This is a genomic window from Devosia sp. YIM 151766 (assembly GCF_030285925.1).
Lineage (GTDB): Bacteria > Pseudomonadota > Alphaproteobacteria > Rhizobiales > Devosiaceae > Devosia.
This window is the reverse complement of sequence record NZ_CP127251.1, coordinates 1,969,211-1,991,145: the sequence shown is the minus strand read 5'-3', so window position 1 is coordinate 1,991,145 and position 21,935 is coordinate 1,969,211. Positions and strand designations below refer to the sequence as shown.

Annotated in this window: 23 protein-coding genes; 15 read left to right on the top strand and 8 right to left on the bottom strand. The window is 63.1% G+C overall.

Annotation, left to right across the window (positions count from 1 at the left end; genetic code table 11):
* The first annotated feature begins 7 nt into the window (after positions 1-7).
* Positions 8-2,017, top strand: a complete 2,010-nt coding sequence (gene glgX, locus O9Z70_RS09740; protein ID WP_286018628.1) for a glycogen debranching protein GlgX — start codon at positions 8-10, stop codon at positions 2,015-2,017.
* A gap of 144 nt (positions 2,018-2,161) precedes the next feature.
* Here the strand turns inward: glgX and O9Z70_RS09735 are convergent, their stop codons facing one another.
* The 4 genes from O9Z70_RS09735 to O9Z70_RS09720 all read right to left on the bottom strand — a co-directional run bounded on the left by O9Z70_RS09735 (position 2,162) and on the right by O9Z70_RS09720 (position 4,411).
* A complete protein-coding gene (locus tag O9Z70_RS09735) occupies positions 2,162-2,590 on the bottom strand; it encodes a DUF3995 domain-containing protein (protein WP_286018627.1) in 429 nt (142 codons plus the stop codon).
* A gap of 209 nt (positions 2,591-2,799) precedes the next feature.
* Positions 2,800-3,384 carry a hypothetical protein gene (locus O9Z70_RS09730; protein ID WP_286018626.1) on the bottom strand — a complete coding sequence of 195 codons (585 nt, stop codon included), beginning with the start codon at positions 3,382-3,384 and terminating at the stop codon, positions 2,800-2,802.
* Between the two features lie 9 nt (positions 3,385-3,393).
* Positions 3,394-3,783, bottom strand: coding sequence for an MliC family protein (locus tag O9Z70_RS09725; RefSeq protein ID WP_286018625.1), 390 nt, complete (start codon positions 3,781-3,783; stop codon positions 3,394-3,396).
* A gap of 85 nt (positions 3,784-3,868) precedes the next feature.
* The gene (locus tag O9Z70_RS09720; RefSeq protein ID WP_286018624.1) at positions 3,869-4,411 is read right to left on the bottom strand and encodes a hypothetical protein; all 543 of its coding nucleotides are present in this window, start codon (positions 4,409-4,411) and stop codon (positions 3,869-3,871) included.
* Positions 4,412-4,512: 101 nt separating this feature from the next.
* Here O9Z70_RS09720 and O9Z70_RS09715 point away from each other — a divergent pair, with 101 nt between their 5' ends.
* Positions 4,513-4,863 carry a hypothetical protein gene (locus O9Z70_RS09715; RefSeq protein WP_286018623.1) on the top strand — a complete coding sequence of 117 codons (351 nt, stop codon included), beginning with the start codon at positions 4,513-4,515 and terminating at the stop codon, positions 4,861-4,863.
* Positions 4,864-5,100: 237 nt separating this feature from the next.
* The gene (locus O9Z70_RS09710; protein WP_286018622.1) at positions 5,101-5,493 is read left to right on the top strand and encodes a hypothetical protein; all 393 of its coding nucleotides are present in this window, start codon (positions 5,101-5,103) and stop codon (positions 5,491-5,493) included.
* A gap of 147 nt (positions 5,494-5,640) precedes the next feature.
* On the opposite strand, the gene O9Z70_RS09705 is transcribed toward O9Z70_RS09710, so the two are convergent.
* Positions 5,641-6,270 (bottom strand): helix-turn-helix domain-containing protein, encoded by a 630-nt coding sequence (locus O9Z70_RS09705; protein ID WP_286018621.1) that lies wholly within the window; start codon positions 6,268-6,270, stop codon positions 5,641-5,643.
* A gap of 192 nt (positions 6,271-6,462) precedes the next feature.
* Here O9Z70_RS09705 and O9Z70_RS09700 point away from each other — a divergent pair, with 192 nt between their 5' ends.
* Positions 6,463-7,617, top strand: coding sequence for a hypothetical protein (locus tag O9Z70_RS09700; protein WP_286018620.1), 1,155 nt, complete (start codon positions 6,463-6,465; stop codon positions 7,615-7,617).
* Here O9Z70_RS09700 and O9Z70_RS09695 read toward each other — a convergent pair.
* Positions 7,614-8,018 (bottom strand): META domain-containing protein, encoded by a 405-nt coding sequence (locus tag O9Z70_RS09695; RefSeq protein WP_286018619.1) that lies wholly within the window; start codon positions 8,016-8,018, stop codon positions 7,614-7,616. The two genes, O9Z70_RS09700 and O9Z70_RS09695, sit on opposite strands and share 4 nt — an antisense overlap.
* A gap of 447 nt (positions 8,019-8,465) precedes the next feature.
* On the opposite strand from O9Z70_RS09695, the gene O9Z70_RS09690 reads away from it, so the two are divergent.
* From O9Z70_RS09690 to O9Z70_RS09650, 9 genes are all read left to right on the top strand, one after another.
* Positions 8,466-9,215, top strand: a complete 750-nt coding sequence (locus O9Z70_RS09690; protein ID WP_286018618.1) for a hypothetical protein — start codon at positions 8,466-8,468, stop codon at positions 9,213-9,215.
* 80 nt (positions 9,216-9,295) lie between these two features.
* Positions 9,296-9,760, top strand: coding sequence for an Lrp/AsnC family transcriptional regulator (locus O9Z70_RS09685; protein ID WP_286018617.1), 465 nt, complete (start codon positions 9,296-9,298; stop codon positions 9,758-9,760).
* Positions 9,761-9,898: 138 nt separating this feature from the next.
* The gene (locus O9Z70_RS09680; RefSeq protein WP_286018616.1) at positions 9,899-12,070 is read left to right on the top strand and encodes an FdhF/YdeP family oxidoreductase; all 2,172 of its coding nucleotides are present in this window, start codon (positions 9,899-9,901) and stop codon (positions 12,068-12,070) included.
* 82 nt (positions 12,071-12,152) lie between these two features.
* On the top strand, positions 12,153-13,808 hold the full coding sequence (gene ettA / locus O9Z70_RS09675; protein ID WP_286018615.1) for an energy-dependent translational throttle protein EttA: 1,656 nt from the start codon (positions 12,153-12,155) through the stop codon (positions 13,806-13,808).
* Between the two features lie 191 nt (positions 13,809-13,999).
* Positions 14,000-14,905: a sulfurtransferase gene (locus O9Z70_RS09670; protein WP_286018614.1), complete on the top strand. Its 906-nt coding sequence runs from the start codon at positions 14,000-14,002 to the stop codon at positions 14,903-14,905.
* Positions 14,906-15,033: 128 nt separating this feature from the next.
* Positions 15,034-16,245: a YeeE/YedE family protein gene (locus O9Z70_RS09665; RefSeq protein ID WP_286018613.1), complete on the top strand. Its 1,212-nt coding sequence runs from the start codon at positions 15,034-15,036 to the stop codon at positions 16,243-16,245.
* Positions 16,242-16,640 carry a hypothetical protein gene (locus O9Z70_RS09660; protein WP_286018612.1) on the top strand — a complete coding sequence of 133 codons (399 nt, stop codon included), beginning with the start codon at positions 16,242-16,244 and terminating at the stop codon, positions 16,638-16,640. The genes O9Z70_RS09665 and O9Z70_RS09660 overlap by 4 nt, the downstream gene beginning before the upstream one ends.
* A complete protein-coding gene (locus tag O9Z70_RS09655; protein ID WP_286018611.1) occupies positions 16,640-17,233 on the top strand; it encodes a DUF6969 family protein in 594 nt (197 codons plus the stop codon). Before O9Z70_RS09660 ends, O9Z70_RS09655 begins: the two co-directional genes overlap by 1 nt.
* 115 nt (positions 17,234-17,348) lie before the next feature.
* Positions 17,349-17,687: a hypothetical protein gene (locus tag O9Z70_RS09650; RefSeq protein WP_286018610.1), complete on the top strand. Its 339-nt coding sequence runs from the start codon at positions 17,349-17,351 to the stop codon at positions 17,685-17,687.
* 32 nt (positions 17,688-17,719) lie between these two features.
* Here the strand turns inward: O9Z70_RS09650 and O9Z70_RS09645 are convergent, their stop codons facing one another.
* On the bottom strand, positions 17,720-18,163 hold the full coding sequence (locus O9Z70_RS09645) for a host attachment protein (RefSeq protein WP_286018609.1): 444 nt from the start codon (positions 18,161-18,163) through the stop codon (positions 17,720-17,722).
* Positions 18,164-18,351: 188 nt separating this feature from the next.
* Here O9Z70_RS09645 and rarD point away from each other — a divergent pair, with 188 nt between their 5' ends.
* A complete protein-coding gene (gene rarD / locus O9Z70_RS09640; RefSeq protein WP_286018608.1) occupies positions 18,352-19,293 on the top strand; it encodes an EamA family transporter RarD in 942 nt (313 codons plus the stop codon).
* A gap of 122 nt (positions 19,294-19,415) precedes the next feature.
* Complete coding sequence (locus O9Z70_RS09635) at positions 19,416-20,543, top strand: DUF2336 domain-containing protein (RefSeq protein ID WP_286018607.1); 1,128 nt, start codon at positions 19,416-19,418, stop codon at positions 20,541-20,543.
* Positions 20,544-20,677: 134 nt separating this feature from the next.
* Here the strand turns inward: O9Z70_RS09635 and O9Z70_RS09630 are convergent, their stop codons facing one another.
* Positions 20,678-21,907 carry a mechanosensitive ion channel family protein gene (locus O9Z70_RS09630; RefSeq protein WP_286018606.1) on the bottom strand — a complete coding sequence of 410 codons (1,230 nt, stop codon included), beginning with the start codon at positions 21,905-21,907 and terminating at the stop codon, positions 20,678-20,680.
* Positions 21,908-21,935 lie beyond the last annotated feature (28 nt).

Sequence of the window (21,935 nt, the reverse complement as noted above, 5' to 3'; positions counted from 1 at the left end):
GCCCGTCATGTCCAATCAGCCGCAATTGGTGCCGCAGGGTGGCCGCACCGAACATCTTGGCGCTACCGTGGTCGAACAGGGCGTCAATTTCGCCGTCTATTCGGAAAGCGCCTCCGCCATATGGGTCTGCCTGTTCGGGGAGCAGGATCAGGAGATCGGCCGCTTCCAGCTCGATGTGCAGCAGGACAATATCCATGCCGGCCTGATCGCCAATGTCGGGCCCGGCGCGCGCTACGGCCTGCGCGCCGATGGGCCATACGATCCGGATCAGGGCTTTTTCTTCGATCCGCACAAATTGCTGGTCGATCCCTATGCGCGTTTCCTCGACCGCACCTTCGTGCGGTCGCCGAGGCTGCGTCTGGCGCGCGAAGATGCGGTGGATACGGCGCCCCTGGTTCCCAAGGCCATTGTGCAGGGCACCGCCAACAAGCCGGCTTTGCCGCGCAAGAAGGCGCCGAGCCTGTTCTATGAACTCAATGTGCGCGGCTTCACCATGCGCCATCCCAGCGTGCAGGGTCCGTTGCGCGGCACCATCGCGGGGCTGACCACCAAGCGGGTGATCGATCATTTCAAATATCTGGGGGTCGATACCATCCAGTTGATGCCGACCGCCGCCTGGATCGACGAGGGGCATCTGCCCTCGCTGGGGCTGACCAATGCCTGGGGCTATAACCCGATCGTCTATTCGGCTCTCGATCCGCGGCTGGCGCCGCGCGGCCCGCAGGAAATGCGGGTCATGACCGACACCTATCGCAAGGCCGGCATCTCGGTCATTCTCGATGTGGTCTATAACCACACCGGCGAGGGCGATGAGCAGGGGCCGATCCTCTCGATGATGGGGCTCGATCCCCAGACCTATTACCGCTTCGTCGAGGTGGATGGGAAAAAGTGGCTCGTCAACGATTCCGGCACCGGCAATACGCTGCGCTGCGACCATCCTGCCGTGCAGAGGCTGGTGATCGAGAGTCTGCGCTATTACGTCGAGGAACTGGGCGTCTCCGGCTTCCGCTTCGATCTCGCCACCATTCTGGGCCGCGAGCCGGGCTTTAACCCGGATGCGGCAATGCTCCAGAAGATCAAGACCGATCCGGTGCTGAGCAAGGCAATCCTGGTGGCCGAACCCTGGGATCCGGGACCGGGCGGCTACGCATTGGGCAAGTTCGGCAAGGAATTCCAGGAACACAACGATACGTTCCGCGACGAGGTTCGCGCCTTCTGGAAGGGCGAAAACGGCAAGATCGGTTCGCTGGCCGGCAAGGTCTCGGGTTCCGCCGAGATTTTCAACGTGGCGGGACGCAAGCCGCGCCATGGCGTCAATATGCTGGCGGTGCACGATGGATTCACGTTGCGCGACCTGGTGAGCTATCAGGACAAGCACAACGAGGCCAATGGCGAGAACAACCAGGACGGCCATAACAATAACCAATCCTGGAATTGCGGCGTCGAGGGGGAAACCGACGATCCGGCGATCAATGACGCCCGGAAGCGCGATGTCCGCGCCATGCTGGCGACCTTGTTCCTGTCGCGCGGCATCCCGTTGATCCAGCAGGGCGATGAGATGTATCGCACCCAGCAGGGCAACAACAATGCCTATGCCCAGGACAACGAGATCACCTGGCTCGATTGGGAGAACGGCGACGGCGCGCTGGTGGACTTCGTCTCGGCCGTCAATGCGTTCCGCAAGGCGCATCCGGCGATCAGCCACGATCACTGGCTCTTGGGGCAGGATCGCAACGGCGTTCGCGACGTGATGTGGCTGCATCCCGATGGCCGCGAGATGAACGATGGCGACTGGAGCGATTCCGGCGCTTCGGTGCTGGGCATGCATCTGCGCTACAAGCACGACGAGGTGCTGGTCTGGTTCAATCGGCGCGTCGAGCCGGTCAATGTCCGCTTGCCGGAAGGCGATTGGGTGGTGGGCGTCAAATCGGATATCACCTTCGTCGTCGCCTTCAGCGACGGAACCGCCACCTTGCCGCCCCGCAGCGTCGTGGCCCTGGTGCGGCCGGATCAATAGCTAGTCAGTTTTCCACCGGGTCATTCCCGCGAAAGCGGGAAACTCCGTTTTCTCTTCCGGCAAGCCAACAGGGATTCCCGCTATCGCGGGAATGACATCGTGGACAGAGGCTATGCTCGAGAGCCGCCGCGCAGATCTACGGCGTCAGCTCAGGCGGAAATAGACCAGGACGATGAAACCGAGGCCGAGGAACAGGCAGAGCGGGGAATAGACGCGGCGGTCGTTGAGGCGGAAATTCGGCTCGGGCGTGAGCTGCGCCCACCAGGACGTATAGCCGAGAATGCCCCGCGCGAGGAAAATGGCGGCGAGGCCCAGTCCGACGACGTCCAGCCACCCGCCGCCGCTATCGTGGTCGGCCAGGGACAAGGCAAAGATACCGGTGATGAATGTGCCGATGGCGATGGCGAACGAGGCCAGCCGCGGCATGCGCTCGACGTCCTTGAAGCCCAGGACGGTCTGGGCCAGCAGTTTCTGGTTGCGGATCGGCCAGGTCCGGCCGAATGACCAGAGCAGATGGGCGATCGAAACGGCGAACAGGGCGATGAACATGAGGGAGGCGATGAACATGTTCATGGGCGGAAGCGTCCCGGCGCGTTTGATGCTTGGTGCGAGCAATAGCAGCGCCATAGGCGAGATCGGGTTCGGGCGCAAGCCGCCGGATGCGTGTGAACCGGAAGCATCGTGCAGAAAAGTGGATTGCGATTTTCTGCAGAAACGAAGCGACGACAAGAAGATTGAGCGGCACATTGCGTGCGATAGAAGGCACGCTGCTCTCGCCCGACCTAATTGACGTAGAAGAAGCGCGTCATCAGATAGATTTGATAGGTGATGTGCAGGCCCACTATGGCGAAATGAACGCGGCGGTTATCGCTCCGCCAGGCGATGACGCACAGGATCAGTCCGATGGGAACCTGAATGAAGTAGCTGGCCCCGAAATTCTCCCAATGCGTCGCGCCCTTGAGCAGCGTGTCGATGGTGTCGAACACGAAAGTGAGGGCGAGCAGGCCGAAAAACCAGCGCCGCCGCTTGATGAAGAAATCCTCGTAGCCGGTATATTCCGAAATATTGTCCGGCGAGAGCAGGGTGGCCATCAGGAACAGGGTCACCGCATAGGAAATCAGGAACAGCGCTACGCCAAATGTCCAGAACGGCAATTGGAACAGCGCGAATTCCCACCACCAGAACAAGACGATCTCGAGCAATATCGAGGCCATCCAGATCAGGTGCAGGGCGGATTCCTTGGCGCGGCGGGGATGCTGGACCATCCCGGCAAAGGTCATCAGCAGGCGCGTGATGCCCAGCCCCACAATGGTGCCGAGCAGGATGCGGATATGGGGGAAGATTTCGGCGGAATGTGCTGGGTCCATGGCCGCGTATCAGGGCGTATTGCTGACTTCGCTGCACGTGGCCAATGGTTCGGAATCCTCATCCTGCATCAGGTCGCGCAGGGTCGCCTCGCCCTGATGGCTCCACCATTCGTAAGGGCCGGCCACATAGCGGGCGCCGGAGCCGGAAATGGTGGTGGCAAAGACGATGTTCTGGCCCTCGACCGGGACGATGGCGAGGAAATTGGGGGCGGCATTGAGATAGTGAACCGTCAGCGCCTGCTCGTCGTCGCATTGATAGGTGACGACATTGCGTTCGACATCGCCGGCGCTTTCGAGCGTAAGCGTCAGATTGGCGCCGGTCGTGGCCTGGGCGAAAGTCAGGGCGGTGGAGGCCGCCAGAACGACAGCGGCAAGGGGCAGGGCGAAGGCGCGGCTCATGAGCGAATCCTTTGTCGGTGCACATCACTATTGCACAAGCCGGGGGCAGAAGTGAGACAGTCTTTGCTGGCGCTTCGATCGCCTCTTAGTGCCGCTTTGCCAGATGTTGGCGGTAAAGCGCCACCGAACGGTCGATCAATGCATCGAGCAGCCCTTCGCCCTGCGCGATCACGGTATCCGCCCGCTGGGTGCCGGCCACCAGCGAGGTCGCCAGTGCCTGAACGGCATAGGCCTGCTTGGTGCGGCCGGCCTGGTGCAGCGCATTGCCCTGCTTTTCGAATGATTGCAGCAATTCGTCGTAATTGTCGGCAGACATGGCGTCCTTGGCCCGGCTCCAGCTGGCCTGGCGGAACTTGTCCGACAATTGGGTGGCGAGGCTGCCGATCAGCGCTACCGCCTCGCCGTCCTGCGCCGCCGTCTCCTGCAAGTCCGCCAGTACGGTGGCCAGATGCTGTCTGAACTGTTCGCGCGCGCGGGGCGGCTGGGCGTGGTCGGTGGTCATGATTGCAGTGCCGTCTTCGGGGTCGATGGGGTTCTTAGAGCAGTTTTCGAGCGCCTGCGCCATGGCGAAGGTTTCGGGCCGGTCGCCGATATCGGCGCCGGGGCCGCGAAAGCCTTGTCCAATCACTTTTGCCCTTTGTCCCAGATTTCTTGCAACGATCCACGCCGACGCTCGTTTTTGGCGGTGAGCAGGTGCTCTTTCAGTAAGAATTTTCAAGAGGCATTAAAATGACCATCAAATCTACCTTGAGTATTGTTGCCCTTCTGACCGGCGTTGCCTTTTCCGGCGCCGCCTATGCGCAGACCATGGTGGGCAATCACGACGTTTCGGATGCCGACATGCCCTATGTGCAGGCCCATTGCGACAGTCTGAAGCTTGCCGACGACGATAGCAGGCGCGCCGGTACGCAGTCTGACGACGCCACTGAGGCCACCGAGCCCGCTGAAGGCGAAGAGACCATGCCTGCCGAGGACAATCTGCAAGCCGATATCGACTCGCGCAATTCCTCCACCACGGTTGATCTCGATACGATCACCCTGGACGATTGCATCACGGCCGGTCTGGTCGAACGTCTCTGATCCGGGTGCCCGGCTTGGCGTCGGGCGCTTGTTTAAATCGCCGCATCAATGACCGGGAGTCGGGACAGGATCGCATCCTGCCAGGCTCCCGGATGCCGTTCAGGCTACGGCGTTTCCCCTATTTCCGCGCATCCCGCGCATGGAACGCATAAAATCAGGCCGCCAAATTGCCATGCGGCGGTTGCCGGTGCTCACTCGCTCCTGTGCTTCAAGCATGTGTTCGAAGGAGTATCTGAAATGAAATCGATTATCGCTCTGGCAGTCGTTGCCACCCTGGCCATGGCCCCCGCCGCGCAGGCTGGCGGTTTCTTCAGCAAGTCCAGCGGCGGCCTTCTGGGCAATGTGTCGGCCGTATTGGGCATCAAGGACATCAACGTGCTCAACGGCACCACGGTCGCCGTCGGCAATAACAGCTCGATCCTCTCCAATATCGGCAGCGGCAACGGCATTCTGGGCCTTGGCGGGCAGAACACCAGCTACGCCAATTCCGGCAATACCACGAACGTCAATTCCGGAAACACCGTCAACAACAACGTCAATTCCGGCAACCGCACCAATGTCAATTCCGGCAATAGCCAGGCCAGTTACTGGAACAGCTTCAACAAGCAGCACAACGCCAAGCGCTGGTAGACCCCTCCCCGTGAGGGAAATCTAACCTCCATTCCCTCACAGACCCGCGCCGCTGCCCCCGGCGCGGGTCGCCAATTCACCCTCGCACTCGATGCGAGGGTTTTTTTATGGGTCTATCGGCGGGGCCTGAGGATGTCATGGCTACGCTTAAGGCCGCGCTTGCTGCCACAGGGTCAGCGTCTGGCGCTGGGTCTGGTCGGCGGCGATGCGCACTTCCTCGAAGCGGATATCGCCCAGAGCGTCGCAGCGGGCGAAATGCGGCTCGGCCAGGCAGAGCCGTTCGCCCGCCACCGAATAGACGATCATGGCCAGCGTCGCGCACCAATATTCGTCCTGCTGCATGAAGGGCAGGGTGACGGTCAGCCCGACCGTGCCGGAAGGCTGTTTGAGGATGGCGACGAAGCGTTGCCAGACGGGGGCGAAGGCCGGATTGCGATCCGGGTCCAAGACCCAGCCGAAGCGGTCGAAGAGCTCGGAACCGCTTCGCAAGGTCCGGCTGCGGGCAATGATGGTGTGATGCATGTCGATCAGCAGCAGGTGCTGGCTGGATTGCTCGACGAAATGCCTGAGCCCCTGCAAGGGCTCGGCATCCGGTCCCCAGATCAGCCGGCGGATGGCTTCCACATTGTGCGGGCGCGGCAGATCGCGGCCGCTTTCCCAGCGGCTCACCTGGCTTTGGGTCACGCCAAGGCATTCGGCAATCGCCGATTGCTGCAGGCGGCCCTGGATGCGCCAGTTACGCAGGGCCCGGCCGATATCGCTTGCTTGCTGATGCATCGAAAATCCTTCCGAACGCCGGCAGGATTTTGGCTTTCATCAGAATAACATAGTTAATCAAATACTTACGTAGCGGGATTGCGCCATTCACCATTAATCTCAACCAGTGTTTCTACGGGGAATTCCGCATTTTCTACGTACAATATTGGTTACCGCCGTGCTTCATCTTGCCTGACGACGCTGGAGGTGGTGATGCGTTGGCTGATTGTCGTCGTCATGGGCGGGCTGGGTGCGATGGAGGCGGCCGCGCAATCGCCGGTCGTGCTGACCAGTTCGGTCGAAAGCGGCTGGACCTCGAATGCGACGGAGAATCGCGGCGGCACTGCCGATTTCTACCTGCGCCACAGCCATGATCTGTCGATCACGGGCCGGCAGGGGCCGCTGTCCCTGCGGGGCGGGCTGATGCTGGAGCAGGAGGTGTTCCGGTTCCATGCCGGCGAAAACGACTTGTCGGTCACCGGCGGGATCGAGGCCGGTCTGGCGCTGGGCGAAGGCCGCTCCTTGCGGCTGGGCTACGCGCTGACCCAGACATGGACCGGGGAAATGGTCGATCTCGGCCCGGCCATGCTGGCGCTGAACAGCCCGGCACTGGAGCATGAAATGCTCGGCGAAATCATCGTGACCGGGCCGGATCGCGCCGTGACCATCGGCGTCGACGCCAAGCGCCGCCAGCCCGGCCTGTCCCGGTTCGAGGGGCTGCCCTTGCCGCCCTCGCGGATCGATCCCGAATTGGGGCAGGTGACGGCGCGGATCGATGGCGAATGGGTGCTGACACCGGAAATGGCGGGGCTGGCCCGCTTCCACTGGACAATGCTCTCGGTGCCCGATGGCGACCGTGTGCAATTCGGCCGCGAGCCGGCGAGCGCGGCGCGGATGGCGGCGGGCCTGCGTTTGCGGCAGGGCTCGTGGAGCGTGCAAGCTCGGGCCGGGCTGGACCTGGTCTGGCCCGAGGCCGCGCCGCACCTGCTGCGGCGATTGCCCCATATCGATGCCGCCGGCGAACTGGCTTTGACCGAGCGGTTGACGCTCAACGCCCGGGCGGTGGCGGGGGTGGAATTGTTCAATCCGGTGGATGGCGTCGCCGGCCGCCAGACCGAAGCCGAACTGGGCGCCCGACTGGCGCTGACCGAGACATTGTCGCTATCGGCGGGGCTGGCCGTCAGCCGCGAGCAGGGGCTTTACGACGAGAGCCTGATCGCCACCCGGCGCAGCCTGCATGGCGCGGTCTCCCGGACCTTCGCGCCGGGCATCGAGGGCAGTTTCAAGGCCAGTCACGCTGAAGTCGAGGAGCCCGGCAACGCCTATGGGGTGACGACGATCGGCCTGACGCTTGCCGGACGGGTCTAATCCAGGGGACGCAGTGTGGCCAATTCCGCGCCATCGGCATCGGACAGGATCAGATCGGCGCCGTCCAGCCGATATTGCCCGGTGGCCTCAAGCGCCTGAAACCAGTCATGTTCCTGCTGCATTGCCGGGTCGGGGCAGGCCATCATCGTGGAAAAGACCTGGGTGAAGCCGATGCCGCCGGGCTTGGTCTGCAAGGTGCCGCCATAGGTGTTGCAGCCGCCTTTGCCGCCAATGCCATCAGCGCTGATGTTGAGCGTCGTTTCGACACTGTCGGCCACTGTCTCGCCCGCCAGGCTCTGCAAGCGCCACGAGGTGCCGATCAACTCGGTTCCCGGCGCGACGCCATCGGCGAAGGCCGGGCTGGCCAGCATGGCGACGAGGACGATTGGGGCAATGCGCATGGTGATCTCCATCTGAAGCGACACATTATCCGCAAGCATTGTGTCAGATCGTCGGCGGCACGACGATCACAAATCGTGCATCCGCCATTTTTGCGGGAACCGCCCCTGTCCTCTGTCGTTCTCCACGCGAACCGGTCAGCGATGCCCGGCAGGAATCGACGGAACGCCAATAGCGTCTCCGTCAAACGGACGGCGGATGTAGGCGAAGGTTGACGCTCCTTTGTTAACGTCCCCGAAGGGGTGCGAAACTTCGGTTTCGCACCCTGTTTTTTGGGATTATCAATAATTATAATATAATTATCTCTGGTTTGTATTCTTTAAAAAGCAATTGCGCTGCTTCAGCAATTTTTCTCTCTGATATTTGCAATAAATCTCTATGCCGAAACTTTTTCTGATCCTGACCGTAATTTCATAACGACGCTTGGTCGTGCGAAATGGAGATGGATCATGAAGCTGTTTGCTGCAACTCTTCTTTCTGCCGCCCTGCTTGCGGGCGTGTCACTTCCCGCTCAGGCGCAGTCGCTGCTTGGCGGCGTTATCGGCGGGAAAGGCGACAATGCCCTCGTGACCCTGGGTTCCGGCGATGCCGGGACGTCCGGTCTCGTCAATGTCGGCGTCGGCGGGCAAAATCAGGTACTCGATGCCCGGATCGGCAATGGCAATGTCGGCTCGGCCACGGTCGGCTCCGGCGGTTCCTCCGGCGTGCTCGATGCCGATATCCGTCTGCTCGACGACAATGCCCGGATCGGCGTGGGAATTGGCGGCGGCAATCTGGTCGATCTCGATGTCGGCATAGGCGGTCCCGGCAATGATGGCGGCTCCGGCGATAACGGCAATGGCAATGGTCCCGGTTCTGGCAATGGCGGCACTGGCACCGGCATTGCTCATACCGGCTCCGGCGATCCGGCGTGTGTCGGCCTGTCCAATTCCGAACTGGAGCGTCTCTTGCGGACCACGCGTCTCGACGGCTCCTGGAACCGCGCCAGCAATGTGCAGATTCGGCCGGTCGCGGTCTGCCCCGAGCAGCGCCATTGGCTGGCAGCCGCGCTGGCCAGCACCAATCTGGGCCCCGGCCTCAAATCGGCCATTGCCAATGATGCGCTGCTATCCGCCTCGCTCAGCCGTTCGCCCTATAGCGCCGACCGCGTATTCGCGGTGCAGCAAAGCGGCGGTCAATTGACGATATTCGTCTATTAATACCGGCATTCGGCATTTGCTGTCTTGCGCGCTATCCCGCTATATTCGGAGAAAATCTGAATTTCTTGGGGTAGCGCGCAATGTCATTGCAGATCGATCACACGGATCGCAAATTGCTGCGGGAATTGCAGCAGGATTCGCGGCGCAGCGTGCAGGTGCTGGGCGAGGCGGTGGGGTTGTCGGCCTCGGCCTGCCATCGTCGCGTCAAGGCGCTGGAAGAGGCGGGTCTTATTTCGGGCTATAGCGCGCAGCTCGATGCCGCCCGCCTCGGCTATACTATGCAATTCTTCATCGAAGTCGGCCTGACCAGCCAGAGCGAAGCCGCGCTGGAGGCGTTCGAGGCGGCGGTGCAAGGCATTCCCGAAGTGCTCGAATGCCATCTGATGGCGGGGCATTCGGACTATATTCTGCGGGCCATCTGCCGCGACCACGAGGATTTCGAGCGGCTGCACCGGCGTCTCAGCGCACGCCTGCCGGGGGTCGCGCGGCTGCACTCCAATCTGAGTATCCGCACCGTGAAGATGCGGACGGGCCTGCCGATCTAGAGCGGTTCTCAGGCCCTGATCGCCTCGCCCTTGCGGGAGCGGTCGGCGCGTAGGGCCGGGCAAGGGGGCCTTCCCAATAAGACGGGCTTGCCTTCTGTCCGCCGCTGGCGACAATGCCGGCGCGAAGCGGAGGAAGCCATGGCCGAAACCAGCCATATCGTGGGCGGCGGCCCCAAAAAGGTTCTCTATACCCTGGCCACGATCGGGCAGATGGGGGTGGGCAAGGCTGCCAAAGCGCTGACCGCCAAGAATACCTGCAAGGCCTGCGCCTATGGCATGGGCGGCCAGAATGGCGGCATGACCAATGAACTGGGCGAGTTTCCCTCGGTCTGCAACAAGAGCGTGCAGGCGCAATCCACCGATATCCAGCCGCCCATCCCCCAGCCGATCTTCGAGCATACGATCGAGGATCTGGCCGAGCTGACCGGCAAGGAGATGGAGCATCTGGGCCGGCTGGGCACGCCATTGTTCCGCCGCGCCGGCTCCACCCGATTCGAGCCGATCGAGTGGGAAACAGCGCTCCACCATGCCGCTCATCGCCTGGCCGAGATCGATCCGCGCCGCAGCTTTTTTTATTCCTCGGGCCGCTCTTCCAACGAGGCCGGTTTCCTGTTCCAGCTGCTGGCCCGCGCCTATGGCACCAATAATGTCAATAATTGCTCCTATTATTGCCATCAGGCCACCAGCGAAGGCCTGGCCAGTACCATCGGCACCGGCACGGCGACGGTCGAATTGGAGGATCTGACGGCAGCCGACCTGATCTTCGTCATCGGCGCCAATCCCTCGTCGAACCATCCGCGCTTCATTCACATGCTCAAGAATTGCCGCGAGCGGGGCGGCCAGGTCATCGTCATCAATCCGGCCAAGGAGCCGGGCCTGGTCAAGTTCGCCGTGCCGAAATCGCCTGCCTCCATGCTCAAGGGCGGCAGCGACATCGCATCCGATTACCTACAGCCGCGCATCGGCTCGGACATCGCCTTGTTCAAAGGGCTGGCCAAGGCCGTGCTGGAACAGGGGCTGGAGGATCGCGACTTCATCGCCGCCCATGGCGCGGAATATGCGGCGTTCCGCGCCGATCTGGACGCGCTGTCCTGGGAAGACATCACCGCTTCCTGCGGCCTGTCCCGCGAGGATATCGCCCGGGTCGCCGCCGCCTATGGCCGGGCGAAAAACGCCGTCTTCGCCTGGGGCATGGGCATGACCCACCACATCCATGGCGTCGCCAATGTCGAGGCCATCGCCAATCTGGCGCTGTTGCGCGGCATGATCGGCAAGCCCTATTCGGGCCTGCTGCCGTTGCGCGGCCATTCCAATGTTCAGGGAATTGGAACGATCGGGGTCAAGCCGGTCCTGGCCCGCGACGTGCTGCGCAAGATGGAAGAGGCGTTCGGCGTCACCTTCCCGGAGGAGCAGGGCATGGACACCATGGCCTGTCTCAAGCGCGCCGAAGCCGGCGATATCGACGCCGCGGTGATCATGGGCGGCAATCTCTGGGCGGCGACCCCCGACACCGCCTTTTCCACCCGCGCCATGGCAGGGATCGGCTTCAAGCTGTTTCTGACCACCACGCTCAATCAGGGCCATGTGCATGGGCTGGGCGATGGCGAGGTGATGATCCTGCCAGTGACCGCCCGTGACGAGGAATGGGAGCCGACGACGCAGGAATCCATGTTCAATTTCGTGCGCCTGTCCGATGGCGGCATTCGCCGCATCGACAATGTGCGTCCCGAAAGCTGGATATTGGGCCAGTTGGGCCGGCGGGTCCTGCCGCATTCGCCTATCGATTTCGAGGCCTTTTCCGGCCATGCCCGCATTCGCGACGCCATTGCCGCCATCGTGCCGGGCATGGAGGACCTGGCCGATCTCGACGTGGCCAAGCGGGAATTCCATATCCGCAATCGTGTCATGCACGTTCCCAGCTTCGGCACGCCGGATGGCAAGGCGCATTTCGTCGTCACGCCCATTCCCGCCCGCGAAGCGGATCGGCTGATGCTGGCCTCGGTGCGCAGCGAGGGGCAGTTCAATTCCATCATCTATGAGGAAACCGACAGCTATCGCGGCAAGGCGGGCCGGCAGGCCGTCTTCCTCAATGCCCGCGACATGGCGGCGCGGGGCCTGGTGGAAGGTCAACGGGTGGTCGTCACCTCCGCCGCCGGCCGCATGGAGGGCCTGGCGACGCTGTTCGACCTGCCGGAGGGCTCGGTGCTGGCCTATTATCCGGAAGCCAATGTTCTGGTCGGCACCGCCGTCGATCCGCGCAGCAAGACGCCGGCCTTCAAGTCCGTTCCGGTGACGATAGCGGCCGCCTAGGCGCGGCCCCGTTGCCCCTTCTCTCCGCTTGCCCTACATAGGCGCCAATTCACCCAGAACTCCCTTATGAGGTTTCGTCGCGATGGCGCGCCAGTTCATCTATCACATGCACGGAATGTCCAAGGCCTATGCCGGCGGCAAGAAGGTGCTGGATAATGTCAATCTCTCCTTCTATCCCGACGCCAAGATCGGCGTGCTCGGCCCCAATGGCTCGGGCAAGTCGACCCTGCTTAAGATCATGGCCGGCATCGACACCGAATTCACCGGCGAAGCCTGGGTCGCCGACGGCGCCAAGGTCGGCTATCTGGCGCAGGAGCCGCAGCTCGATCCGGCGCTGAACGTGCTGGGCAACGTCATGACCGGCGTCAAGGAGAAGAAGGACATCGTCGACCGCTACAACGAGTTGATGATGAACTATTCCGACGAGACCGCCGACGAGGCGAGCCGGTTGCAGGACGTCATCGACAGCCAGAACCTGTGGGATCTCGAATCGCAGGTGGAAGTGGCCATGGAGGCTTTGGGCTGCCCGCCGGGCGATGCCGATGTGACCAATCTTTCGGGCGGCGAGAAGCGCCGCGTCGCGCTCTGCGCGCTGCTGCTGTCCAAGCCCGACCTGCTGCTGCTGGACGAGCCGACCAACCATCTCGACGCCGAGACCACGGCCTGGCTCGAACGTCACCTGCGCGAATTCGAAGGCGCGGTGCTGATCATCACCCACGACCGCTATTTCCTCGACAATGTCACCGGCTGGATTCTGGAGCTCGATCGCGGCCGCAGCGTGCCCTATGAGGGCAATTACTCGGCCTATCTCGACGCCAAGGCCAAGCGCTTCGCCCAGGAAAAGAGCGAGGACGCCGCCCGCGCCAAGGTGCTGGAGCGCGAAAGGGAGTGGATGGGCCAGTCGCCGCAGGCGCGCCAGGCCAAGTCCAAGGCGCGTATCAGGGCCTATGACGAACTGGTCAAGGTCAACGAGGCCCGCACCCAGTCCCACACCGCCCAGATCATCATTCCGCCGGGCGAGCGGCTGGGCCAGAACGTCATCAATGTCGAAAACCTGTCCAAATCGTTCGGCGACCGCCTGCTGATCGACAATCTCACCTTCAAGCTGCCTCCGGGCGGCATTGTCGGCATTATCGGCCCCAACGGTGCCGGCAAGACCACGTTGTTCAAGATGCTGACCGGTCAGGAGACGCCCGATAGCGGCACCGTCACCGTGGCCGAGAACGTGCATCTGGGCTATGTCGACCAGAGCCGCGACGCGCTCGACCCGAACAAGACCGTCTGGGAGGAAATCTCGGAAGGCGACGAAGTGCTGATGCTGGGCAAGCGCGAGATGAACAGCCGCGCCTATACGTCCGCCTTCAACTTCAAGGGCGGCGACCAGCAGCAGAAGGTCGGCAATCTCTCGGGCGGCCAGCGCAACCGCGTCCATCTGGCCAAGATGCTCAAGTCCGGCGCCAACGTTCTCCTGCTCGACGAGCCGACCAACGACCTCGACACCGAAACCCTGGCCGCGCTCGAAGAGGCGCTGGAGGAATTCGCCGGTTGCGCCGTGATCATCAGCCACGACCGCATGTTCCTCGACCGCCTGGCCACCCATATGCTGGCCTTCGAGGGCAATAGCCATGTCGAATGGTTCGAAGGCAATTTCCAGGATTACGAGGCCGACAAGGTCCGCCGGCTGGGCGCCGACGCGGTCAATCCCAAGCGGGCGACCTATAAGCCGCTGACGCGGTAGCAACGGGCAGGGCGGGTTCGCGGAACCCGCCCTTGCTTTATGCGCTGCCGCCCGGCGGGGCCGGCTTTTCGCGCCATGCGCCGATGACGGGCAATTTTGCTCCCGCCCCGATGCATTTTAGGCCATCCAACCACGAAAACCCGACCGATCCGATGTAGTAATAGGCCAGTTCTATTCGTGGAGTGTTCTTCATGCGTCTTGCACCGCTCATCGCCGCCGCCGCCTTCGTCGCCGCGGCTCCCGTCATGGCCAATGCGCAGGAGGTCACGCCGCTGGTGACCGCCGAATGGCTCCAGGCCCATGCGGGTGACGAAAACCTGGTTATCGTCGATATCCGCGATAACATCGCCGATACCGATCTGGGCGACTTGCCCTATATCGCCAATGCCGTGGTCGCTCCCTATGCCGCCTATGGTTGGCGCACCGAGGTCGATGGCGTACCGGCCCAGATTCCGGGCGACGAGGAAATCGCGGCGCTGATCGGCGGCCTCGGCATTGATGGCGACGATCATGTGGTCATCGTGCCCTGGGGCACCGATTCCTCCGAATTCGGCGGCGCCACCCGCGTCTATTGGACCTTCAAATATCTCGGCCATGACGCCGTTTCGATCCTCGATGGCGGCTGGCGCCAATATGACGCCCTGGGCGGCGAGCGCGTGGCCGAGGCGGCGGTTCCCGTCGCCACCACTTTCCCGATCAATGTGCGGCCCGAATTGCGCGCCACCACGCCCGATGTCGAAGCGGCGCTCGCCGATGGCACCGCGCTGATCGACGGCCGCCCCGAAGAGCAGTTCCTGGGCCAGTCCAAGAGCCCGGTCGTGCGTATCGAAGGCACCATTCCCGGCTCGCGCAATATTCCGCATTCGGCTGTTTACAGCGCCGATTATGCCAGCTTCGCGCTGCCCGAGACCGTCGCCGCCCTGGCGCAGGGCGTTGGCCTCGGCGAAAACGAAAAGAACATCGTGTTCTGCAATACCGGCCATTGGGCTTCGATTGCCTGGTTCGCGCTGAGCGAAGTGGGCGGCAACAAGAACACCGCCATGTATGACGGGTCGATGGCCGAATGGGCCGCCGATCCGGCCCGCCCGATCCAGTAGGTCAGGCTGTCCATCCCATCGGATTGCCCGGCTGGCCGGGCAATCCAGCCATTGCGAGATGGCAATTGGATGTTGCGCTTCCGGGCCGCGGCATCCAAAACTTTTCTAAACATGGCTTACCGAGAATCATGAGCGATATTTCCCTATCCGCGCCGAAATTCCTGCCCCCCGCGGCAGTGGATCGCGCGCCTCTTTTCATCGCCGCCCTGTTTTTGCTGGCGGGCTTTTTCTTCATCACCTGGCAGGTCGATCTCAGGCAGGGCAGTCTGTTCCTGATCGGCGGCGGGCTGGGCGTGGCGCTTTATCATGGCTCGTTCGGCTTCACCGGCGGCTGGAAGCGCATGGTGGTCGAAAAGCGCGGCCGCGGCATGCGGGCGCAGATGCTGACCATCGGCGTCGCGGCCATCGCCATGCTGCCGCTGGTGGCTGCCGGCAATATCGGCGGTCAGCCCATGGTCGGGGCGATGGCGCCGGTCGGCGTCTCGGTGCTGCTCGGCGCGGCGATCTTCGGTCTTGGCATGCAATTGGGCGGCGGCTGCGGCTCGGGCACCCTGTTCACCGTCGGCGGCGGCTCGGCCCGCATGCTGGTGACGCTGGCTTTCTTCATCATCGGGGCGGTCGTGGGCACGGCGCATCTGCCGTTCTGGCTGGAGCAGCCGGCACTGCCCGTCATCAGCCTCGGCGCCGAACTGGGCGTCGGCTTCGCCCTGGCCGCCACCATTGCCGGCCTCGCCATCGTGGCGCTGATTACCGCGCTGATCGAAAAGCGGGCGCATGGCAATATCGAGGCGGAACCGGCCCCGGCGCGACAGGGCTGGAGCTGGATTCTCTATGGGCCATGGCCGCTGGTCGGAGCAGGTCTGGTATTGGCGCTGCTCAATATCGCCACGCTCCTGCTCGCGGGCCATCCCTGGTCGATCACCTATGGCTTCGGCCTGTGGGGCGCCAAGATCGCCCAGGCGGTCGGCATCGATGTCGCCTCCTGGGAATTCTGGACCTGGCCGGCTCAGGCCCAAGCGCTCAATTCCAGTGTGCTGGCCGATAGTGTTTCGGTCATGGATTTCGGCCTGGTGCTCGGCGCTGCCCTGGCCGCCGCCATTGCCGGCAAGTTCGCGCCCAAGGCCAAGCTGCCGCTGGGCTCGCTCGTCGCCGCCATTATCGGCGGGCTGCTGATGGGATATGGCGCGCGCCTGTCCTTCGGCTGCAATATCGGGGCGCTGTTCTCCGGCATCGCCACGGGCAGCCTGCATGGCTGGCTCTGGTTCGCCGCCGCCTTTGTCGGCTCCATTGGCGGCGTCTGGCTGCGCCCGGTCTTCGGTCTGGATGGGTTCAAGAAATGAACGGTCGCAATACTCTGCTTTTCGGCGCGGCGCTCGCCGCCACCACCGCCGCCATTGCGGCCGATCACCTGAGCAAGCCGGTGCCGCCGCGCCCGGTCTATGGCGCGACCGCCAGCGCTTCTTCGGGCTCGGCGCCCTGCGCCGCCGGGGCTCCCTGTGCCGCCGGCGCCCCTGTGGCCCCCTGCGCGGCGGGGGCGCCTGCCGCCCCTGCCAAGGCCGCTCCGCCGCCACCGCCGGCTCAGCGCCCGGCGGAAGCCGCCGGCAAGCTGGCACCGCCACCGCCGCCGGCACGGCCACCTGCATCCGAGCCCGCGCCGCAATTGCAGCCGCCACCGGCCGCGCCGCTGAGCAAGCCGGCAGACGAGGAAGCGCCTGAACTGGTGGTGGCTCCCTGATGGCCGGAGAGCGCGACCAGGCTCTGGCCGAGATCGCCTTTTGCGAGGCCGTGCTCGCCAAGGGCGGGCTCAACGTGCTCTCCGAAACCTTCCAGGGCGTCGACGACATTGCCGCCTGGGATCATTACCCGCCCGGCGACGTCTTCGATCCGGCCAGCAATGCGCAATGGTTCTATCATTGCCATCCGGCTGAGGACGGCGCCGCCGAGCATGGCCATTTTCACTGTTTCCTGCGGCCTGAAGGCCCGGATGGTCCCATCCATCATCTGGCCGCTATCGGCGTGGATGCAGAGGGGCGCTTGCTGCGGCTGTTCACCGTCAATCAATGGGTGGTCGGTGACGACTGGGCCGATGCGGAAACCAGCATCGCCCTGCTGCCGCGCTTCGACATGCAGATGCCCCGGCCATCCTATCTGGTCAATCGCTGGCTGACCGCGATTTTCGTGGCTTATGAAGATGAAATCGCCGCGCTGATCCGTCATCGCGACGCGGCCTTGGCGCGCCATGTGCCGGCTGGCGGCGGCAGCGCCCGCGAGGATCGCGAACTCGAAGTCCTCTCGGAACTGATCCTCTCGCCGGGCCGGCCGGATTGAGGCTTTACCAAGTCTGCACCGCCCGGGCGAAAAGCCGTTGGGGCGCGCTGGACATTCTGCCATAAGCTGTGCAAAACGAGCGGGTCCCGCTCGGGTTCGCGTTCTGGGGGAATGCATGAAGATGTTTGTGACGGGGGCAGTGCTGCTGGCCAGCCTTGCCCTCGCCGTTCCGGCCCATGCCGCGCCGGGACAATGTTCCATGACTGGCTATGGTTCTTTCGATTGCGATGTGACCGCCGATGGCGGCGGCATCACTTTCGCACTGCCCGACGGGCAGGTTTTCGTGTTCGCCCATCTCGCCGATGGCGCGGGTCTCGGCTATCTCAATCCAGCCGAGCCCGAGAGCAGCCGCTATCCCGCCGAGCTCGGCGCCTTCCTGCCCGTCGAGGGGGAGGACGGTTGCTGGCTGGGCGAAAAAGACAGCGTCAAATTCTGCGCCGCCCTGATGCAGTGAGCGCGCCCCGCTGATATTCGGCGGGCGCTGGGCTAGACCGCGATGATCCCGTCCAGATGCTTGTCCAATTGCGGTGTCGGGGTATTGGTGAGGTCCTTGTCGAGCTCGGCGAGGATGGTTTTCTTGACATGCTCCGACAGGGCCTTGCGCAGATTGCCAAGGGCGATGGGCGCTGCGGCGATGACCAGGCGGTCGAAAGCGCCGCTCTTGGCCTTTTCGTCCAGCGCATTGGCAATCGAGCGCATGAATTCGGCCTCCCGATGCTGAGCCGAATCGGTTCTGGGTTCCATGGCGCTTCTGCCGACGGTCGAATGGGCCCGGCCGGGCCGGTCGGTATCGATATCCTGCGATTGCAGCGGGGGGATGGACCATTCCAGGCCCTGGACATTGGCAAGGCCTTTTCCCGGGCCGGTATGTTCGAACACACGGGCCTGGTTGCCATCGGCGATCAGGATCCAGGTTACGGTCTTTTTCATCTGCGGCTCCTCACATTGGACAGGCCGGCGCACAATTTGGGCGCGGCCCTTGGAGCCAAACGTCCGACCGGGGCAAAGGTTGGCGCCGACCGTCGCCATTGCCGGTCAAAGATCGCAAAGTCTGATTTGCCGTGACTCGCCCGGGCTGGTAGATGGGCTCCGCGCCCGCTGCGGCGTGGAGCAATTTCATGACCCTGCCCGAGCAATCCCCAGAGCTGGCCAGCCCGGCCGCTTCATCCGTCAATGTCGATCCGAACGAGACCCGCAAAGGGGTCGTCGCGGCGCTGCTGGCCTATCTGCTCTGGGGCTTCCTGCCGATCCTCTTCCGGCTGCTCGACCAGGTTGGCGCGGTGCTGATCGTGGCCGAGCGGACCATGTGGTCGCTGGTGCTGCTGTTCGGTGTCGTTTTACTGACCGGCGGCATGGCTGAAGTGCGCAATGTGTTGACCGATTGGCGCCGGATGCGAGTCATTGCGCTGTCGGCAGTGCTGCTGGTGGGCAATTGGCTGCTCTATGTCTGGGCGGTGGAGACGGGCCAGCTCCTCGAAGCCAGTTTCGGCTATTTCATCAATCCCCTGGTCAATGTCGCCATCGGCATGATCCTGCTGGGCGAGCGGCAGAACCGGTTGCAGACCATGGCTATCGCCATTGCCTGCATCGCCATCGCCATCCAGGCCGTGGGGCTCGGCAATGTGCCCTATATCGCGCTGGGACTGGCGCTTTCCTTTGGTTTTTATGGCTTTATCCGCAAGACCGCCCAGGCCGGACCCGCCACCGGCCTGTTCGCCGAAACCCTCGTCGTCGCCCCGCTGGCGCTTGGCTATGTGATGTTCGACCTGGTCACCAATGGCCCCGGCGCCCATGCCGATCCCGGGCTGTTGCTGCTCTTGGTCCTGACCGGTCCCGCCACGGCGGTGCCGCTGCTGCTCTTCGCCTATGGGGTGAGGCGGCTACGCCTGACCACGATCGGCATGTTCCAATATCTGGCGCCATCGATCCAGTTCATGGTGGCGATCTATCTGTTCGGGGAACAGCTCAACGGATTGCGGCTGCTCAGTTTTGCCCTGATCTGGCTGTCTCTGATCGTGTTCAGCTACGATAGCTTCCGAATGCATCGGGCGCGCGCCTGACCCGCTACGAGCGCGGTTTCCGTACAATTTGAATTAAAATGTCCGCGACGCTTTCAGGCCCCGCAAGACGTTCTGGGGCAAGCTCTGCTGTGACTATACGGCAGAAGCCGGGAGAAACCGCCATGATCGACCCCACGACCGAACTGGATGAAGGCCACCGGGCGTTTGCGAATTTTCGCGTGCTCAATGGCGACGACAATCATTCCGAGCGCGAGCAATTGTTCCGCAACATGGCGCAATTGTTCAGCTATGTGTCCGAGCGCTGCGACGACGAGCAGGTCGCCCAATATGACGAAGTGCTGTGCCAATTGGCCGAGCTGGTCGAAGTCGAGGCGCGGGTTCACGTCGCCAAGCTGCTGGCGCCGCTCGACCGCGCGCCCGGCACCGTGGTGCTGAAGCTCGCCAATGACGATATCGAAGTCGCCCGGCCTTTGCTGGAATTCTCCAGCCTGCTGAGCGACGACGACCTCATCGACATCATTTCCAAGCAATCGGAAGAGCATCGCGTCGTCATTGCCGGTCGCGCCGCGCTCAACGAGCGGGTCGGCGATGCCATCGTGGAGCATGGCGAAACCGCTTCGGTGGTCCGCCTGGTGCGCAATTCCAATGCCGGCTTCGACCGCGCCACGCTGGAAAAGCTGGTCGAACGGGCGACGCGCGACGCCGAAATCGCCGCCGATTTGCGCGGACGCACCGATATCGACTGGAAATCGCTGCGCGGCGAAATCGATGAAGTCGCTGGCAAGGTGCTGCAATCGCTGGGCGAAGTGGAGCGCCGCGTCGATCCTGTCGCCGCCGGCAAGATCAATACCGTCGTCTATAACCGTATCCGCAACCGCGCCGGTTTCAATGCGCAGGAATGGAAGGTCGCCTATAATCAGGTCAAGGGCCTGGCCGACCGCAAGCAGCTCGACGATCGGGCCCTGGCGCGCTTTGCCCGTTTCGGTTATGGCCATCACGCCGCCGCCGCCATGGGCGTCATCCTCAGCGTTTCCCCGGAAATCGTGGTGAAATGGCTCGCCGGCCAGGATTACGTGGCCGTCACCGTCGCCTTGCGGGCCGCCGGCCTCAGCCCCGACCTGTTCGAAGCCATCGTCGCCACGCTGCCCTGGCGCGACCTGCCGAGCGAGCATGACAAGCGCATGGTGTTATCGCGCTTCACCGCGCTGGATGGCGAGGACGCCAAGGATATCTTCGAGCTCTGGCGAGCGCATTCCTTCCGCAAGCGGGCGGTGAGCGAAGACCGCTAGATCGCCTGACCTTTCTCGGTGTCACCCCCGCGAAAGCGGGGGTCTCCGTTTTCCAACAGAGGTTCCCGCTGTCGCGGGAATGACGCCGTGGTCAAACATGGCGCTAAGCAGGGGTTAGGGTGTTGGAACGGGGGTTAGACTGCCGATTCTGACGCTGTCATATTCTGCAGGTCATGCCCCGCCGGGTTCTGGAACACGCGCAGGTCGAACTCGCCCAATATTGCGTAAAGATGGTCGAAGATATCGGCCTGGATGCCCTCATAATTCACCCAGACGATGGTGTCGGTAAAGGCGTAGAGCTCTATCGGCAGGCCGTCGGGGCCGGGGGCCAATTGGCGCACCATGATGCTCATGCCCTGGTGAATATGCGGATGGCTGCGCAGATAGGCCTCCGCATAGGCGCGGAACGTGCCGATATTGGTCGAGCGCCTGGTATTGGCCAGCACCTTGGCCCGGTCGCCCAGCCGGTCGTTCCATTCGGTGATTTCGGCGCGCTTCTTTTGCAGGTAATGTTCCAGCACGCCGATGGATTCGAGCCGGTCCAACTCGTCCTGGCTCAGAAAGCGGATGCTGCTCTGGTCGATATAGAGGGCCCGCTTGATCCGGCGTCCGCCCGATTCCTGCATGCCGCGCCAATTCTTGAACGGCTCGGTCACCAGTTTGCGAATGGGAATGGTGGTGATGGTCTTGTCCCAGTTCTGCACCTTGACCGTATGCAGTTCGATGGCGATCACCGCGCCATCGGCTTTCTGGTCGGGCATCTCGATCCAGTCCCCCACCCGCACCATGTCGGTGGAGGAAATCTGGATGCCGGCGACGAGTGACAGCAATGTGTCCTGAAATACCAGGATGAGCACGGCGGCCATGGCGCCCAGGCCGGACAGCAGGATGAGCGGGGACTGGTCGAGCAGGGTGGCGATCATCAGCAGCGCCGCCAGCACATAGACCGCGATCTTGAAGACCTGGATATAGCCCTTTACCGGGCGTAGCCGCGCCTGCGGGCGGCGGTGATAGATCACGTCGACGATGTTGAAGACGGCGCTGATGGCCATGGCGACGGTGAGGATGATCGTCGCATTGGCGACATTGCGCACCACGAGCACCACGAATTCCGGCAGATTGGGCACGAGGGCGATGCCGGCCGAAACCACCATTGCCGGCATGACATTGGCCAGCCGCTCGATGACCCCATGCTGCTTGAGTTCCGCATCGCGGCCATAGGGCGTGTAGGACAGCAGGCGGTGAACCAGCCGCAGCAGCAGAACCTTCACGACGAAATTGGCGAACAGGGCCGCGAGCGCCAGGCCGACAAGCGCCAGGGCGGTGCCAATGAGCGGATAGGTTTCGAGCAGCTCGGTGGGCATGCGTTACCTCGTGTTGCAGCAAAGAATG

Excerpts from the sequence above, each read along its gene's own strand:
- O9Z70_RS09660 (WP_286018612.1), top strand. The coding sequence starts at position 16,242 with ATGAACGGTCGCAATACTCTGCTTTTCGGCGCGGCGCTCGCCGCCACC.
- O9Z70_RS09685 (WP_286018617.1), top strand. The coding sequence starts at position 9,296 with ATGTCATTGCAGATCGATCACACGGATCGCAAATTGCTGCGGGAATTG.
- O9Z70_RS09645 (WP_286018609.1), bottom strand. The coding sequence starts at position 18,163 with ATGAAAAAGACCGTAACCTGGATCCTGATCGCCGATGGCAACCAGGCC.
- ettA (WP_286018615.1), top strand. The coding sequence starts at position 12,153 with ATGGCGCGCCAGTTCATCTATCACATGCACGGAATGTCCAAGGCCTAT.
- O9Z70_RS09630 (WP_286018606.1), bottom strand. The coding sequence starts at position 21,907 with ATGCCCACCGAGCTGCTCGAAACCTATCCGCTCATTGGCACCGCCCTG.
- O9Z70_RS09735 (WP_286018627.1), bottom strand. The coding sequence starts at position 2,590 with ATGAACATGTTCATCGCCTCCCTCATGTTCATCGCCCTGTTCGCCGTT.
- O9Z70_RS09705 (WP_286018621.1), bottom strand. The coding sequence starts at position 6,270 with ATGCATCAGCAAGCAAGCGATATCGGCCGGGCCCTGCGTAACTGGCGC.
- O9Z70_RS09665 (WP_286018613.1), top strand. The coding sequence starts at position 15,034 with ATGAGCGATATTTCCCTATCCGCGCCGAAATTCCTGCCCCCCGCGGCA.
- O9Z70_RS09700 (WP_286018620.1), top strand. The coding sequence starts at position 6,463 with ATGCGTTGGCTGATTGTCGTCGTCATGGGCGGGCTGGGTGCGATGGAG.
- O9Z70_RS09715 (WP_286018623.1), top strand. The coding sequence starts at position 4,513 with ATGACCATCAAATCTACCTTGAGTATTGTTGCCCTTCTGACCGGCGTT.
- O9Z70_RS09655 (WP_286018611.1), top strand. The coding sequence starts at position 16,640 with ATGGCCGGAGAGCGCGACCAGGCTCTGGCCGAGATCGCCTTTTGCGAG.
- O9Z70_RS09670 (WP_286018614.1), top strand. The coding sequence starts at position 14,000 with ATGCGTCTTGCACCGCTCATCGCCGCCGCCGCCTTCGTCGCCGCGGCT.
- O9Z70_RS09695 (WP_286018619.1), bottom strand. The coding sequence starts at position 8,018 with ATGCGCATTGCCCCAATCGTCCTCGTCGCCATGCTGGCCAGCCCGGCC.
- O9Z70_RS09680 (WP_286018616.1), top strand. The coding sequence starts at position 9,899 with ATGGCCGAAACCAGCCATATCGTGGGCGGCGGCCCCAAAAAGGTTCTC.
- O9Z70_RS09730 (WP_286018626.1), bottom strand. The coding sequence starts at position 3,384 with ATGGACCCAGCACATTCCGCCGAAATCTTCCCCCATATCCGCATCCTG.
- O9Z70_RS09710 (WP_286018622.1), top strand. The coding sequence starts at position 5,101 with ATGAAATCGATTATCGCTCTGGCAGTCGTTGCCACCCTGGCCATGGCC.
- rarD (WP_286018608.1), top strand. The coding sequence starts at position 18,352 with ATGACCCTGCCCGAGCAATCCCCAGAGCTGGCCAGCCCGGCCGCTTCA.
- O9Z70_RS09635 (WP_286018607.1), top strand. The coding sequence starts at position 19,416 with ATGATCGACCCCACGACCGAACTGGATGAAGGCCACCGGGCGTTTGCG.
- O9Z70_RS09725 (WP_286018625.1), bottom strand. The coding sequence starts at position 3,783 with ATGAGCCGCGCCTTCGCCCTGCCCCTTGCCGCTGTCGTTCTGGCGGCC.
- O9Z70_RS09690 (WP_286018618.1), top strand. The coding sequence starts at position 8,466 with ATGAAGCTGTTTGCTGCAACTCTTCTTTCTGCCGCCCTGCTTGCGGGC.
- O9Z70_RS09650 (WP_286018610.1), top strand. The coding sequence starts at position 17,349 with ATGAAGATGTTTGTGACGGGGGCAGTGCTGCTGGCCAGCCTTGCCCTC.
- glgX (WP_286018628.1), top strand. The coding sequence starts at position 8 with ATGTCCAATCAGCCGCAATTGGTGCCGCAGGGTGGCCGCACCGAACAT.